The 13555-nt window shown below is 64.8% G+C and carries 19 protein-coding genes; 5 read left to right on the top strand and 14 right to left on the bottom strand.

The features are described from left to right. Window positions 1-17: 17 nt before the first annotated feature. From EGM71_RS14245 to EGM71_RS14230, 4 genes are all read right to left on the bottom strand, one after another. Window positions 18-350 (bottom strand): SMR family transporter, encoded by a 333-nt coding sequence (locus EGM71_RS14245; protein WP_075677169.1) that lies wholly within the window; start codon window positions 348-350, stop codon window positions 18-20. Window positions 351-363: 13 nt separating this feature from the next. Continuing rightward, window positions 364-933 (bottom strand): TetR/AcrR family transcriptional regulator, encoded by a 570-nt coding sequence (locus EGM71_RS14240; RefSeq protein WP_188485441.1) that lies wholly within the window; start codon window positions 931-933, stop codon window positions 364-366. Window positions 934-1024: 91 nt separating this feature from the next. After that, the gene (locus EGM71_RS14235; protein WP_188485440.1) at window positions 1025-1258 is read right to left on the bottom strand and encodes a DUF1653 domain-containing protein; all 234 of its coding nucleotides are present in this window, start codon (window positions 1256-1258) and stop codon (window positions 1025-1027) included. 12 nt (window positions 1259-1270) lie between these two features. Further along, window positions 1271-1558, bottom strand: coding sequence for a hypothetical protein (locus EGM71_RS14230; RefSeq protein WP_188485439.1), 288 nt, complete (start codon window positions 1556-1558; stop codon window positions 1271-1273). Window positions 1559-1952: 394 nt separating this feature from the next. On the opposite strand from EGM71_RS14230, the gene EGM71_RS14225 reads away from it, so the two are divergent. Together EGM71_RS14225 and EGM71_RS14220 are read left to right on the top strand one after the other, a co-directional pair. Further along, window positions 1953-2210, top strand: a complete 258-nt coding sequence (locus EGM71_RS14225; RefSeq protein ID WP_188485438.1) for a hypothetical protein — start codon at window positions 1953-1955, stop codon at window positions 2208-2210. Between the two features lie 76 nt (window positions 2211-2286). Beyond that, the gene (locus tag EGM71_RS14220) at window positions 2287-2604 is read left to right on the top strand and encodes a hypothetical protein (RefSeq protein WP_188485437.1); all 318 of its coding nucleotides are present in this window, start codon (window positions 2287-2289) and stop codon (window positions 2602-2604) included. A 71-nt stretch (window positions 2605-2675) separates the two neighbouring features. On the opposite strand, the gene EGM71_RS14215 is transcribed toward EGM71_RS14220, so the two are convergent. From EGM71_RS14215 to EGM71_RS14185, 7 genes are all read right to left on the bottom strand, one after another. Next, a complete protein-coding gene (locus EGM71_RS14215; protein WP_188485436.1) occupies window positions 2676-3158 on the bottom strand; it encodes a pilin in 483 nt (160 codons plus the stop codon). Between the two features lie 110 nt (window positions 3159-3268). Then, window positions 3269-3724, bottom strand: a complete 456-nt coding sequence (locus EGM71_RS14210; RefSeq protein WP_188485435.1) for a pilin — start codon at window positions 3722-3724, stop codon at window positions 3269-3271. Window positions 3725-3877: 153 nt separating this feature from the next. Next, window positions 3878-4195, bottom strand: coding sequence for a pilin (locus tag EGM71_RS14205; RefSeq protein WP_223224477.1), 318 nt, complete (start codon window positions 4193-4195; stop codon window positions 3878-3880). 227 nt (window positions 4196-4422) lie between these two features. Continuing rightward, complete coding sequence (locus tag EGM71_RS14200; RefSeq protein ID WP_188485433.1) at window positions 4423-4785, bottom strand: hypothetical protein; 363 nt, start codon at window positions 4783-4785, stop codon at window positions 4423-4425. Window positions 4786-4848: 63 nt separating this feature from the next. Then, window positions 4849-5220 (bottom strand): roadblock/LC7 domain-containing protein, encoded by a 372-nt coding sequence (locus EGM71_RS14195; protein ID WP_188485432.1) that lies wholly within the window; start codon window positions 5218-5220, stop codon window positions 4849-4851. After that, window positions 5213-5764, bottom strand: a complete 552-nt coding sequence (locus EGM71_RS14190) for a GTP-binding protein (RefSeq protein ID WP_188485431.1) — start codon at window positions 5762-5764, stop codon at window positions 5213-5215. Before EGM71_RS14190 ends, EGM71_RS14195 begins: the two co-directional genes overlap by 8 nt. After that, window positions 5761-6249: a hypothetical protein gene (locus tag EGM71_RS14185; protein WP_223224476.1), complete on the bottom strand. Its 489-nt coding sequence runs from the start codon at window positions 6247-6249 to the stop codon at window positions 5761-5763. The genes EGM71_RS14190 and EGM71_RS14185 overlap by 4 nt, the downstream gene beginning before the upstream one ends. Window positions 6250-6718: 469 nt before the next feature. Between EGM71_RS14185 and EGM71_RS14180 the strand changes: the two genes are divergently transcribed. The 3 genes from EGM71_RS14180 to EGM71_RS14170 all read left to right on the top strand — a co-directional run bounded on the left by EGM71_RS14180 (window position 6719) and on the right by EGM71_RS14170 (window position 8460). Further along, window positions 6719-7420: a response regulator transcription factor gene (locus EGM71_RS14180; RefSeq protein WP_188485429.1), complete on the top strand. Its 702-nt coding sequence runs from the start codon at window positions 6719-6721 to the stop codon at window positions 7418-7420. Between the two features lie 98 nt (window positions 7421-7518). Then, window positions 7519-8082: a DUF3011 domain-containing protein gene (locus EGM71_RS14175; RefSeq protein ID WP_188485428.1), complete on the top strand. Its 564-nt coding sequence runs from the start codon at window positions 7519-7521 to the stop codon at window positions 8080-8082. A 174-nt stretch (window positions 8083-8256) separates the two neighbouring features. Next, complete coding sequence (locus EGM71_RS14170) at window positions 8257-8460, top strand: hypothetical protein (protein WP_005417823.1); 204 nt, start codon at window positions 8257-8259, stop codon at window positions 8458-8460. A gap of 133 nt (window positions 8461-8593) precedes the next feature. On the opposite strand, the gene dxs is transcribed toward EGM71_RS14170, so the two are convergent. From dxs to EGM71_RS14155, 3 genes are all read right to left on the bottom strand, one after another. Further along, window positions 8594-10501: a 1-deoxy-D-xylulose-5-phosphate synthase gene (gene dxs, locus EGM71_RS14165; protein WP_188489855.1), complete on the bottom strand. Its 1908-nt coding sequence runs from the start codon at window positions 10499-10501 to the stop codon at window positions 8594-8596. Window positions 10502-10606: 105 nt separating this feature from the next. After that, window positions 10607-11272 (bottom strand): HNH endonuclease, encoded by a 666-nt coding sequence (locus EGM71_RS14160; RefSeq protein ID WP_032956174.1) that lies wholly within the window; start codon window positions 11270-11272, stop codon window positions 10607-10609. A 457-nt stretch (window positions 11273-11729) separates the two neighbouring features. Beyond that, entirely contained in the window at window positions 11730-13520 is a 1791-nt protein-coding gene (locus EGM71_RS14155; RefSeq protein ID WP_188485427.1) for an acyl-CoA dehydrogenase C-terminal domain-containing protein, read from the bottom strand. Window positions 13521-13555: the final 35 nt, after the last annotated feature.

The raw sequence follows: 13555 nt of genomic DNA, 5'->3' as shown, positions 1-13555 counted from the left end.
GTCGCGCCGCAGCGTGTTCAGTGCGCGCTGCTGCGCGAGAACAGGTTGATTACCAGCACGCCGGCACAGATCAGGCCGATGCCGATCAGCGCCGGTGCATCCAGGCGCTGCTTGAACACCACCAGGCCGATCAGCGAGATCAGCACGATGCCGACGCCGGACCAGATGGCATAGGCAATGCCGGTCGGTATCGATTTCATGGTGACTGACAGCAGGTAGAAGCACAGTCCGTAGCCGACCAGTGCGCCAAGTGTCGGCCACAGCCGGCTCATGCCGTCCGAGGCTTTCAGCAGCGACGTGGCAATCACTTCCAGCACGATGGCGGCGGCCAGGTAGATATAGGGGTTCATCGTGGGCTCCGGGTCACTGCGGGTCGCACAGCTTGAGGGCCTGCTCGGCCATCGCCAGTGCGTTGAGGCGCTCTTCTTCGTCCAGCGGACGACCATAGGCGGTAGCCCAATAGCCATCGGCCGCGCAACGCGCCGCGTACAGGCGCGGATCGGAGGCTTCATCAGGGAATTCAGCCAGCATGCGTCGCAGCCATGCGCCCCACTGGGCAAGCAGGGCGGGTTCGAGCATGTTGCCCAGGGTCAGGCCGATGTCGTTGTCCCGCTCCTGCTGCAGCAGATGATCGAAGTTGGCGCGTACGTAGGCGCGGCTGAAGCAGCCATGGCGGGGGCTGCCTTCCATCAGGCCGCGCACCCGCGCTTCGAAGTCGGCGATGAGTGTGGCGATGGCTTCATCGACCAGCACCTGCTTGCTGCTGAAATGGTGGAACAACGCGCCCTTGCTGACCCCGGCCACGCGCGCGACATCCTGCACGGTCAGTGCCGCCAGCCCGTGCTGGCCGATCACGGTGATGGTGGCCTGCAGCAATGACTGGCGCACGCTGTCGGGCGCCTTGCGGCGCGAGCGGGGAGGGGTCGAGGACATGATGGGAAGAAACCGACTGGACGGTACGATTGTAGCGCAGCCGGATCGCGTCACCGACGGGGGCCATCGGCCGCCGTCGGTGGTGACCGGCTCAATCGCCGATGCGTGCGAAACGCGCCTGCGGGCCGTGTTCGCCTGGGACCTGCTCGACGAACATCGGGTAGGGGCGTACCCACAGGCCACCTTCGCCATAGAGTGCGCGGTAGAGCACCAGCGGCTCCAGCGTCTCGCTGCTGCGGACGATGTCGATCACTTCGTATTCGCCGCCCTTGAAGTGGCGATACCGGCCACGGGCGAGGTCGGGCAGGGGACTCAGCTCAGCCATGACGGAGCGTGCTCACTTGCGCGCCGGGCTGGCGGGTGTGGCGCAATACGCGTCGATGGCCTCGGCAGTGTTGGCCAGGCCCTGTGCCTGTGCCAGCTCCCAGGGACGCTCGCAGCGCTGGCTGTGCTCGCACCACTGGTAGCCGGCCGAACCGATGCAGCCATGCGCATCGCGATCACCACCTACCACGGGTATGGCCGTCGACGTCGCGCTGGCATCGGCACGCGCGGTCGCCGCCTTGTCCGGGCTGGCACAGGCGGACAGCACCAGCAGGGCGGGAATCAGAAATAGCGCTTTCATCGGGCTGGCTCCGTGCCTAAAGCGACAGTTTGTGTCGCAAATACCCTAGCGGCAAGCGTTCAGTGCACGGCGGCGCGGAACAGCTCTTCGATCAGGATCAGATAGCTGGCCACGAAATAGAACTTCAGCAACGTCCAGCGCTGCTGTGAGAAGAAGGTGCGCATGTGGAAGGGGCCCCTGTTGATGACGGTAGTGTGAAGCCAGGCTGACTCCGTGACAAGGATCACGAAATGAACGGGCTAAACGGGCTCAGGGATGTGACGAGGGCGGGGTTCTGACGCACTGGCGCGGGTTTTTCGTACTTATCTGATGGGACCACCCTGATGGGCTGGCTAGGGTGACGTCATCAGCAGAAGGGCAAGCGCCCTGCGCCTTTTCCCACAAGGAGCCTCCCATGGTCATTACCGTCAAGTGCAGTGCCGCGCAGTGGTCCCTGTTGGACCCCGCTGCGGGCCTGGCCGAAGCATTCAACACCGGCGCCGCAGCGTTCGACGCCGCGGTTGGCCGGGCCAGCGCCCACCATCGCCGGACCGGCCAGCGCAGCACGGTGCGCGTGGAGGCGCTGGGCAGCAGCGTGGATGCCGTGCACTTCGAGGCGTTGGCGACCGCCTCCGGACCGGTTACCGGGCTGCATCCTGCGCCGGTGCTGTAACGCCGGGTGCCCTCCCGCGTACTGCCTGGCTTACGAAATGGCTCAGCCACGATGGATTGACCGTCTTGGCATAGACATGACCGATCTGCGCCGGCAGGGCGCGGTCCTGCAATACGCGCAAGGGTTGCTGGGCCAGGACGAGGATGAGCAGATCCCTGCGCAGGCAGCAGATGCGGCGCAGCAGTGGCATGCCGTCAACCTGGCCTACAGTCGGCATGCAGGGATCGATGATCAGTGCCTTGCATCGCGGGCTGGCGATCTGGCTCAGGACCTCTGCGGGCGAGCGTGCTTCGCCGAGGGCTTTGCCGCCCAGGTAGGGGAGGGCGCTGTGTATCAGTTCTCGTCGGACCCAGGGATTTGCATCGGCGATGACGAGGGTGGGGGCCGCGGATGACCGGCTTTCGCGGGCGCCGCTGCCTGAATGGAGCGGCGAAGCGTCAACTGCTTGAAGTGTGTGCATGCAGGCTACGGATTGTCGGGGCCGCAGCCTTTGGGCAGGAGGTCGTAATAGGGGATGGCAGTCCAGCAGCGCCATTCATGGCTGCCCGAGTCCCTGATCAGCACCAGGTTGTTTCGCCATGTCCCCACGTTGTAGCCAGTGTCGAATCGCAGCAGGCAATCGATCTCGAGGCCGCCATCCGCACGAATACGTGTTGCGATGGTTTCACAGCGCTCACTGCTCTCCGGTAGTCCCAGCTTGCGGTTGTCTGAGCCATAGAGATCACCCCGTTCGGCCAGCCACGCCTCCACTCCAGCCTTCCCGCTGGCCAATTCGGCCAGGGCCGCCGCCAGCTTGGACCGGGTAGAGAACTTCTTGTATTGCGGGACTGCGATCAGCGAGAGAACCATGATGATGGCCAGGACCACCATGAGTTCGATCAGAGAGAATCCGCGCTGGTGGTGTGCGTGATTCGATGCGCAGCCAGCCTTTGATATTTTCTTTTTCATCGGCTCCTACATCAGGAAATCAACGTTGAATCGTGGATGGCGCACGCAATGGAAAGGCGCATGCGACTGTGGGCAGGTTGGGTAGTCCGCACAGTGGCATGCGCCCGTGATCAGGCTTGGCAGCCCTGGGGAAGCAGGCTCTGGTCCGAGATGTCGCTCCTGCAGAGCCAGACGCCCTCCGAGTCGCGATCCAGGGTCAGGCTGCCATTGCCAAACATGGCGTCACTCTTGAGCTGACAGTCAATGCTCGTAGCTCCGTTGGTGACATCGGTCGTTACCGCAATCGCATCGCAGCGGGAACTGGATTCGGGCAGGCCAATCGATGCAGGCGTTGTGATATCGCTGCCCTCAGCCAAGAGTGATTCGACGCCAACTTTCCCGCCGGCGACCTCCGCGAGCGCGCCCGCCAGCTTTGCCTTGGCCGAGAACCGCTGATACTGCGGCAGGGCAATCATCGCCAGAATCCCGATGATCGCTACCACTACCATGAGTTCAATAAGGGAAAAGCCCTTCTGCCGGGATGCGCTTTTGCCTGCGCGGGATGTGCGGCCGAATGCGGTATTCATGGTAATCCTCTGTGACGTGGCGGTTTCGTTGGTTTGGCTGCGAAACGATGATTCGTGGCGCAGTGATAGAAAATCACGTGCACAGCGGTGCGTATATTCAATAATTGGTAAAGTCGACCTTATTAAGTGGTTTTGCGGTGGTTTTGCGAATAATCAGAACGTGGGCCGTAATTCCGTGGGGCATGGCGCCGGCGCTTCGGCCATGCTTGCGTTGCATCGCCATTCTCCTGCGGGGGTTCGCCACCACTGCACGCGGCCGTCCTGGCGCAGGTCACAGGTCAGCACTGCGCGGCCGCTATCGGGCAGCGATGCGCGCAGGCGCGCGCAGTGTGCGGCGCTGGCAGGCAGGCCGAGGTGCTGGTCAGTCACGGTGAGATCGCTTTCGGCGTAACTGTTTTCCACGGCGGCGATAGCGCCGCCCAGCACGCTGGCCGCGTCGCGCAGCGAGGTGCGGCTGGCACCGACATCCAAGCGGGGCGCACACAACAGCAGCGCGTAGACGGCCGTCAGTCCGGCGGCGATGCTGGCCGACGCCCAAGGCCGGTAGTGTGGTGGGCGACGTGTTGCCTGTGTGGTTGATCGAGGCCGCATGGACGGCAGCTCCTGCGGTTGAGAAGGGCGCGCGGCGCAACTACAGGCCGGGGCTGCTCTCCCCAGAGCAGCCCCGGCATTCGCATCCCCTGTCTATCGTTGCCGCGCTACAGCGCCAGCGAGCTTTCCACGTCCAGTACCATGCGCCGGGCGAGAGCAAGATTGGCCTTTTGCCGATCCAGTACCACATAGAAGAACAGGCCCTTCTTGGCCGACACCGGGCGCAGCACGTGGTACGCACGACCCAGGGTGATCAGCACGTCTTCGATGTTGTCGTTGAGCTTCAGCGTTTCGGCCGTTTTCATCTTGGCGCGCAGCACCTCGGTGTTTCCGGCGGCCGCCAGTTCCATGTCCACGCCCGAACCGGCTTCACCCAGAAGCATGCCGCTTTCGTAGTCGACCAGGGCAACGGCTTGCGCGCCATTGATCTGCATGAGCGTGTCCAGGCATTTATTGATGGCGATATTCATTTCAGTCGTCCGTTGCGGGTGTGGGGGGGTGAAAAGTCGTCTGAGCAGTGAGAGGGGCATGCATCAGTTCGGGCTGTCGGCCAGGGCACGCACGCATTGTTTGGCATGCCACAACACGTTGCCGATGACGCAGCTGTGGTCGCATGCGGTCATCAGCAGGCGCGGTTGATTTCCTGGAATGGCGAGCATCAGTACCTTGCCGTTGGCGGCATCGAGGATCAGTGTGTCGAGTTCGCCGAAGTGCAGTTCGCGGCCCAGCGCGCTGGCCAGGCCTAGCATCGAACTGGTCATCGCGGCCAAGCGATCGGCGACGTGGCCTTGCTGGCCGGCCTGGGCCAGCGCAAAGCCATCGGTGCTGGCAACGACGAGGGCCTGGATGCCGGTGACGTCGCGTGCCAAGGCATCCAGTGCCGAAGTGTGGCCGATGTCATTCATGGGTGACCACCATGGCATTGCATTCGATCTGGCTCATCAGCAGATCCATCGTAGTGATGGCCTGCGCCATGTCGCGCGGGTCCAGCGGCAATGCCGGCAGGTGCGGTGCATGGTCCTGCAACCAGTTCTGCCAGTGCGGCTGTACCGGGTCATCGGTGCTGCCGCATCGGGTGAAGCCGATGACGACGGGCAGGCCCGGTGCGCTGTCTGCGATGGCCTTCAGGTGCTGCCCCGCCAGCGTGCTGTCCATGCTGGCGCTGCCGTCGATCAGGACGATGGCGCCTTCAGCACCGGCCAGCAGGATCGGCCAGATGTAGGAGAAGCGCTCCTGTCCGGGGGATCCATACAGGCGCAGGCGGTCGCCACCCGGTAGGTCGATGTCGCCATAGTCCATGGCGACGGTGGTGAATTGCTTGCCCACGGAAGGGTCGGTATTGCGAGCTTCGGTCACTACGGCCTTGCCCCGGGTCAGGGTCTGCACGAGGGTGGACTTGCCCGCGCCAAGTGGGCCCATCACTACGATCTTGTGCTCACGCACGGTCATGCACTCCAGCGGATACGAAGTTGTCGCCACAGGTTGACGAGGCCATCGGTGGGCGAGGGGCGCACGGGTGCGTCCTCGCCTACGACGGGAAAGGCATAGGCGGTGAGAAACGCCGCATTGAAGAACGACTGCACGGTATGGTGCGGCAGGTCGAGGACGTCGCAGCACGCCTGCACGGACGCGCCCTGCTTGATCAGCAGCGCGCACAGTCGGAAGTGATCGGGACGATGGGCCAGGATGCGGAAATCCGGCCAGCGACGAAGGCGCAGCTTCGCGCTCTCGTGCAGGGTAGGCATCGGCGCGTTGTGATCAGCCGTGGCCAGGCCGACGTTCCACAAGGTCGGGCGCAGCGGGATGTTGCTGGACACCGTCGCGCGCTGCACGAACACATCCTGGGTTACCGGCACCAGGCTCAGCGGGGGATCCTCATCGCGCAGCAGCCTCTGCAGCAGCGTCAGGGTGATCGGCGCTGGCGCAGTGGTCATCATCTGGTCGTTCCTGGCATCCAGCCAGCACACCGGGGCCTCGCCATGGATGATCGCGGCATGGGCCGGCCACCGCGACGGCGTACTGTCGCTCGCCAGGTGCAGGCGCAATTGCTGTACGAACGGCAATGCTGCCGTCGGCAGTGTTGCCGGTGCCAGCGGAGCTGGTTCAAGTGGTCCTTGCAGATCCTCAAATGATTGACGACGGAATCGGACCATGGGGTGTCCAGCGCAGCGAGTGATCGGAGATGGCTATGTAAACGGCCTTTCCGGATTTCTGGAATGAAACTATTGGGAAAGTTTATGCGCGGCGTGCGTTTGTTGTCGCGAATGCAAATAATGGAAACGGGCTGGCGATTTGGCTTGAATGAAATCAATTGCAGTGGGCCATTGTTAAGTTGACGTTGCCCGGAATGATTACTAGGGTTTTCGCTGCGCATTGCAGCGTGACTATTTACGGGTAATCAGCATGCTCACTCGAATTGCCATCGCGGACGACCATCCCCTGGTCCTGCTTGGCACGCGCATCGTGATCGAGGCCGGTGGGCGCCATCGCGTGGTGGCAGAGGCGCGGTGTGCAGAAAGCCTTATGTCGATCCTGGCCGAAGAAGTCGTTGATCTGGTAGTGACTGATTTTTCGATGCCCAATGGTGGTCGCTCGGATGGCCAGGCGATGCTGCAGTCGTTGAGTCGCAATTACCCCAAGGTGCCGGTGATCCTGGTCACGATGGTCACCAATGCCACGACCTTGAACATGGCCATGCGCACGGGTGTGCGGGGACTGGTGTGCAAAAGCAGTGGCGTGGATGGCGCCCGCAAGGCGGTCGATACCGTACTGAGTGGCGGGATCTACCTGGACCCCGAGCTGGCGCCCTGCCTGCAGGACTGCGGGCGCGAGCGGTCGCTTTCAGTGCTGTCGCCCAAGGAGCTGGAAGTGTTGCGGTTGTATGTGTCGGGTCCTTCGATCACCGAGATCGCCGCGCAGTTGCGGCGTACCGTCAGTACCATCAGCCGGCAACGCATCTCTGCGATGAGGAAGCTCGGCATCAGCAATGACGCAGAGCTGTTCGCCTACGCGTTCGAGGAGCGGCTGGGAAACGCCGACGGCATGGTCCGTGGTGTGGCAGCCGGCAGCCACTCGGGCGGCGTTGGACCAGTCAGGTCCGGTTGAGTTGTTTGAATGGGGGAAAAACTGCCATTGCGCATCCCTCTGTGCGGCGGGCCGTGAATCCCGGATGCTTGCGCCATCGTATTCATCTGGAGATCTCGATGGGCAAGGCACTCACCTGGCGCACTCTGGCCTGCACCCTGTTGCCGATGCTGGCGGCTGCCGGCGGCGCCCAGGCGCAGAGCTATGGCTACGGCTATGACGACGACCGCTATGGCGGCCGCGATGGCAATGGCATCGTGCGCTGCGAGTCGGTCAAGAACCGCAGCAACGAGTGCCGCCTGGACGGCCGCGCGCGGTTGATCCGCCAGTTGTCCGGTTCGCCCTGTGTGGAAGGTGAGACCTGGGGCCAGTCGCGCAACGGCGTCTGGGTCACACAGGGGTGCCGTGCCGAATTCGTGGGTGAATACCGCCGGGGTGGTGGCTGGGGCGGCAACGGTGGCGGCTGGGGCAATGGCAATGGCAACGGATGGGGCGGCGGCGATGTGGTCACCTGCCATTCCAATGGTCATCGGCAGGAGTACTGCGATGCGCGCATCCGCCGGGGTGTGCGCCTGATCCGCCAGGATTCGCGCAGCGCCTGCATCGAAGGCCAGAGCTGGGGCTGGGATCGCCGCGGCATCTGGGTGAGTGATGGCTGCCGGGCGCAGTTCCAGGTGAACTGAGCTTTACGGGTTCAGCCCGTGAAAATCAGAATAATCTGATACAGCTCACATTTTGAACGCCGTATCGTCTGTGATCAGGACACCTTGCGTGCCCTGATTCCCTGCGATGTCGTGTGCCGTAGCCGGCATCAGCATCGTGCCGCCATCGATACGCTGCCTCAAGGAGTGAGCTGCATGTTGATCCGCCTGCAATGCGAACAGCGCCAGTGGCGCGTGCTGCATCCGGACCGGCCGGAGCCGATCGAGTTCCGCGATGGCGCCCGTGCCTATGACTTCGCCGAGACCCTGGCCCGCCTGCACTTCGTCGATACCGGGCAGCGTGCCGCCGTGCGCGTGGAAGCCAGCGGCGCATTCGTCGAAGCCGTCAGTTACGGCTGAGCGTGGGGTGCCTGCCGAGGCAGGCCTGCGGAGTTCCAGCATCCACGCGTGGCGTGGATCTACCTGCTTCCGCCATAGAAGGTGCGGGCCCTTGGCCGCACCTTCCCCGTCATGCGTGGGTGCCTGATCGGCCTCAGCCCGCTGCGCTCAGCGGCGGGGTGCCTGTGGCCAGCTGCGGCCAACGCTTGAGCACAGCGGCGCGGATGCCGGCCGCATCAATGCCGGCTTCGGCCAGCAGGTCCTCGCGGCTGGCGTGGTGCTGGTAGCTGTCGGGCAGGCCCAGGTGCAGGATCGGACGCAGCACGCCTTCGGCATTGAGCAGTTCACCGACGCCGGAACCGGCGCCACCGGCCACCACGTTGTCTTCGATCGTGACCAGGCCCTCGTGCTGGGCGGCCACGGCCAGCACCAGTTCGCGATCCAGAGGCTTGATGAAGCGCATGTTGACCACGCTCAGGCCCAGTTCGCGGCCGACCTGCTCAGCGGCGGCCACGGTGCTGCCGAAGGCGAGCAGGGCGATGCGGCTGCCCTGCAGGCGCAGCTCGCCCTTGCCGATCGGCAGGGTCGACAGGTCGGTACCGGCTGCAACGCCGGTGCCAGTGCCACGCGGGTAGCGTACGGCGGCCGGGCCCGGGTGCTGCAGGCCGGTGCTGAGCATCTGCCGGCACTCCGCTTCATTGGACGGCGCCATCACCACCAGGTTTGGCACGCAGCGCAGGAAGCTCAGGTCGAGGTTGCCGGCGTGGGTTGCGCCGTCCGGGCCGACCACGCCAGCGCGGTCGATCGCAAACAGCACATCCAGGTCCTGGATCGCCACGTCGTGCACCAGCTGGTCGTACGCGCGCTGCAGGAAGGTCGAATAGATCGCCACCACTGGCTTGCCACCCTGGGTGGCCATGCCTGCGGCGAGGGTGACCGCGTGCTGCTCGGCGATCGCCACGTCGAAATAGCGCTGCGGGTATTCCTTGCTGAAGCGCACCAGGCCTGAGCCTTCGCGCATCGCCGGGGTGATGCCGTACAGGCGCGGCTCGGCGGCGGCGGCATCGCACAGCCAGTCGCTGAATACATCGGTATAGGTCGGCTTCTTGGCCCCGGCCTTGGCCACCAGGCCCTTGTCCGGATCGAACGGGCCCACGGCGTGGTAACCGATCTGATCGCCTTCGGCCGGCTCGTAGCCCTTGCCCTTGGTGGTCATCACATGCAGCAGCTTGGGGCCCTTGGAGGCGCGCAGCGTCTTCAGCGTGGACAACAGGGCCGGCATGTCGTGGCCGTCGATCGGGCCGGTGTAGTGGAAACCCATTTCCTCGAACATCGTGGAGGGCACGAACATGCCCTTCCAGTGCTCTTCCCAGCGCTTCACGAAACGCGCCGGATTGTTCTTCTTGTCACCGAGGATCTTCTTGCCCCCTTCGCGCAGCGCGTTGAGCGTGCGGCTGCCGGTGGCGCGGCCCAGCATCTTGGTCAGGCCGCCGACCGCCTCGGAGATCGACATGTTGTTGTCGTTGAGGATCACCAGCAGGTTCGGCTCCGGCTCCATGCCGCCGGCGTGCATCAGCGCTTCAAAGGCCATGCCGGCGGTCATCGCGCCGTCACCGATCACCGCCACGACCTTGCGATCGTCGCCTTCGGACTGGCGGGCGATGGCCATGCCGAGTGCGGCCGAGATCGAGGTCGAGGAGTGGCCGACGCCGAAGGTGTCGTATTCGCTTTCCTCGCGCTTCGGGAACGGTGCGACGCCGTCCTTCTGCTTGACGGTGTGGATCTCGTCGCGGCGGCCGGTCAGGATCTTGTGCGGGTAGGTCTGGTGACCGACGTCCCAGACCAGCTGGTCGTGCGGCGTCTGGTACAGGTAGTGCAGGGCCACGGTGAGCTCGATCACGCCCAGGCCGGCGGCGAAGTGGCCGCCGCTCTTGCCCACCGATTCGATGAGGTAGGCGCGCAGTTCGTCAGCAACCGCCCTCATTTCGGATTCGTCGAACGTGCGCAGGTCATCCGGTGTCTGGATGCGCGCGAGGCGGGGATAGCGGGCAGAGTCGATCATCATGTTCGCACTTTTTCTGAACGCCCATTTTCGCCCTCAAACGGGGGTGGGGCAAGCAAACGCCGCCGTCCGTGACAGGACGGTGAGGGTTGCATTTTCGGGCGTTCAGGTGCTCAGTTTCGAGCGCTTGGGCAATTGCGCCTTCAGGAAGGCCATCTGGTCGGCCAGGATGTTGCGGTTGGACAGGATCAGGTGCTCGATCCAGCTGGGCCGGTAGGGCACCGCCAGCAGGGGCATGCCGGCCTGCTGCGGGGTGCGGTCGCTCTTGCGCGAATTGCAGTGGAAGCAGGCGGTGACCACGTTTTCCCAGCAGTCCAGCCCGCCCTTTGACAGCGGCATGACGTGGTCGCGGGTGAGCGTGGGGCGGCTGAACTGCTGGCCGCAATACATGCACAGATGGGCGTCGCGGGCGAACAGGGCCTGGTTGGTCAGGTTCGGCGTCGGGTCGATTGCGCGCGAGCGGGCGTGGCCGCGGGCGGCGATGATCGGGTGCAGGTCCATGCCGCTCTGCAGTCCGCTGAAGCGGTTGGTGCCGCCGTGGATGTGCAGGCAGGGATCGCCGAGCGTCCAGGCCACCGCCTCGCGGGCGTAGAGGCAGGCCGCATCCTGCCAGGTGATCCAGTCCAGTACGCGTCCGTGGGCATCAAGCGAGAGCAGCCGGACCGAACCGGGGCGATGCAGCGTCGTGGCGTTGGGCGATGCTTCGGCGCCCGGAGCAGAAAACGGAGCTCCGGCTTCGATCAGACCCAAGCGTGTAGTGTCTGTCTCCATCGGGAGAACAGCTTATACCTGAATGTTGACGATTTGTGTATCGCCTGTCGGCGATACACAAATCGTCAACATTCAGGTCCGCGCATTCGGCATCCCAGCCCGCCGTCGGCGGGTTGGGATGCCCACGCATTTCTCCTATCCCCTGCGCCGTCGGCACGCCCCCCTTAACAAAGGGGGGCTTTTCTCCAGATGGATTTCGGTGGTTTTCATCCACGCATGGCGTGGATCTGCCGTGTCGACCAAGGTCGACATCTACCAACAGCAGCAGAAATCTGTCGAGGGCAGGGTGGGGCCGGTTGCGGGGGCGTGAGCCGCATGGATGCGGCGACCGAGGCTACAGGGACGTACTTGCGCCGTCCCCCGCAATTGGACCCACCTTGCCATCCCGCAGGAAGCCGGCTGTTGCGGTTGCCGGCCAGCGGCCGGCACTACCGCGGGTGCCGGGCAGCAGCCCGGCTCAGGCGCCGAAGCGCTCGTCGTCCATCGTCATCAGCGGAGCGGCGCCGGACTGGATCGCGGCGGCGTGGCTGAGCGTGCGCGGCAGCACACGGGCGAAGTAGAAGCGAGCGGTTTCGCGCTTGCCCTGGGCGAAGGCGGCGCCGTGCGCGCTGGCGTGGGCGGCGGCCACGCTGCGGGCCCACCAGTAGGCCAGTACCACGTAGCCCGAATAGAACAGGTAGTCGTAGCTGGCTGCGCCCAGTTCGTCCGGATTGCCGGCCGCGCGCTGCAGCACGTCCATGGTCAGCTTGCCCCATTCGGCGGCCTTGGCGCGCAGCGGGCCGATGAACTCGGCCAGCGCTTCGTTGCCCTCGTGTTCCTTGGCGAAGGCTTCGATCTCGGCCAGCATCAGCTTCAGGCCGGCGCCCTGGCTGGACGCGGTCTTGCGGCCGATCAGGTCCAGTGCCTGGATGCCGGTGGTGCCTTCATACAGGGTGGTGATGCGGGCATCGCGGGCCAGCTGTTCCATGCCGTGTTCGCGGATGTAGCCGTGGCCACCGAAGCACTGCAGGGCGTTGTAGGTGTTCTCGATGCCCCATTCGGTCTGGCAGGCCTTGGAGATCGGGGTCAGGAAGCTCACCAGGGTGTCGGCGCGCTCGCGCTCGGCGGCATCCTCGGCATGGTGGGCAACGTCGATCAGGGTGGCGGCGTGCAGCGCCAGCAGGCGGCTGCCTTCGACCAGCGACTTCACCGTGAGCAGCATGCGTCGCACATCCGGGTGGACCAGGATCGGGTCGGCCGGCTTGTCCGGGAACTTGGCACCACTCAGGGCGCGCGACTGCAGGCGCTCACGGCTGTACTTCAGTGCGTTCTGGTAGGCGCGCTCGGACAGGCCGATGCCCTGCAGGCCAACGCCCAGGCGCGCGGTGTTCATCATGGTGAACATCGCCTGCAGGCCCTTGTGCGGCTGGCCGACCAGGTAGCCCTGTGCGCCATCGAAGTTCATCACGCAGGTGACCGAACCCTTGATGCCCATCTTGTGCTCGATCGAGCCACAGCGCAGTGCGTTGCGCTCGCCGACGTTGCCTTCGCGGTCGACCTTGAACTTGGGGGTGACGAACAGCGAGATGCCCTTGGCGCCCGGAGGGGCGTCGGGCAGCTTGGCCAGCACCAGGTGCACGATGTTGCCGGTCAGGTCGTGCTCGCCGGCGGTGATGAAGATCTTGGTGCCGGTGATCGAATAGCTGCCATCGGCGTTCGGCTCGGCCTTGGTCTTGAGCAGGCCCAGGTCGGTGCCGCAGTGCGGTTCGGTCAGGCACATGGTGCCGGTCCAGCGGCCCTCGATCAGCGGCTTGAGGAAGGCCTCGTGCTGCCAGGCCTCGCCGTGCTGCTTCAGTGCTTCGATGGCGCCGTGCGAGAGCAGCGGGAAGTTGCCCCAGGCCAGGTTGGCGGCGTTGATCATTTCGTTGAGCGGCACGCCCAGGGTGTGCGGCAGGCCCTGGCCGCCCAGCTCCGGCGAGGCGGTCAGGCCGGTCCAGCCGCCATCGACGAACTGGTCGTAGGCCTGCTTGAAGCCGGGCGGGGTGGTCACTTCACCGCTGGCCTGGTCGAGCACGCAGCCGATCTCGTCGCCGACGCTGTTGAGCGGGGCCAGCACGGTGGCGCTGAAGCGGCCGGCTTCTTCCAGCACGGCATCGACCACGTCGGCGGTGGCATCGGTGAAGCCCAGGCGGGCGAACAGGGGTTCGACCTTGAGCACGTCGTGCAGGGCGAAACGGAGGTCGGAAAGCGGGGCGGTGTAGCTGCTCATCGGTACGTCTCGATTTGATCAGGGCAGGGGGGAGC

It is taken from the genome of Stenotrophomonas maltophilia, from assembly GCF_006970445.1.
Classification (GTDB): domain Bacteria; phylum Pseudomonadota; class Gammaproteobacteria; order Xanthomonadales; family Xanthomonadaceae; genus Stenotrophomonas; species Stenotrophomonas maltophilia_AU.
The sequence above is the reverse complement of the archived record's forward strand: the minus strand, read 5'-3'. Positions and strand labels throughout refer to the sequence as shown.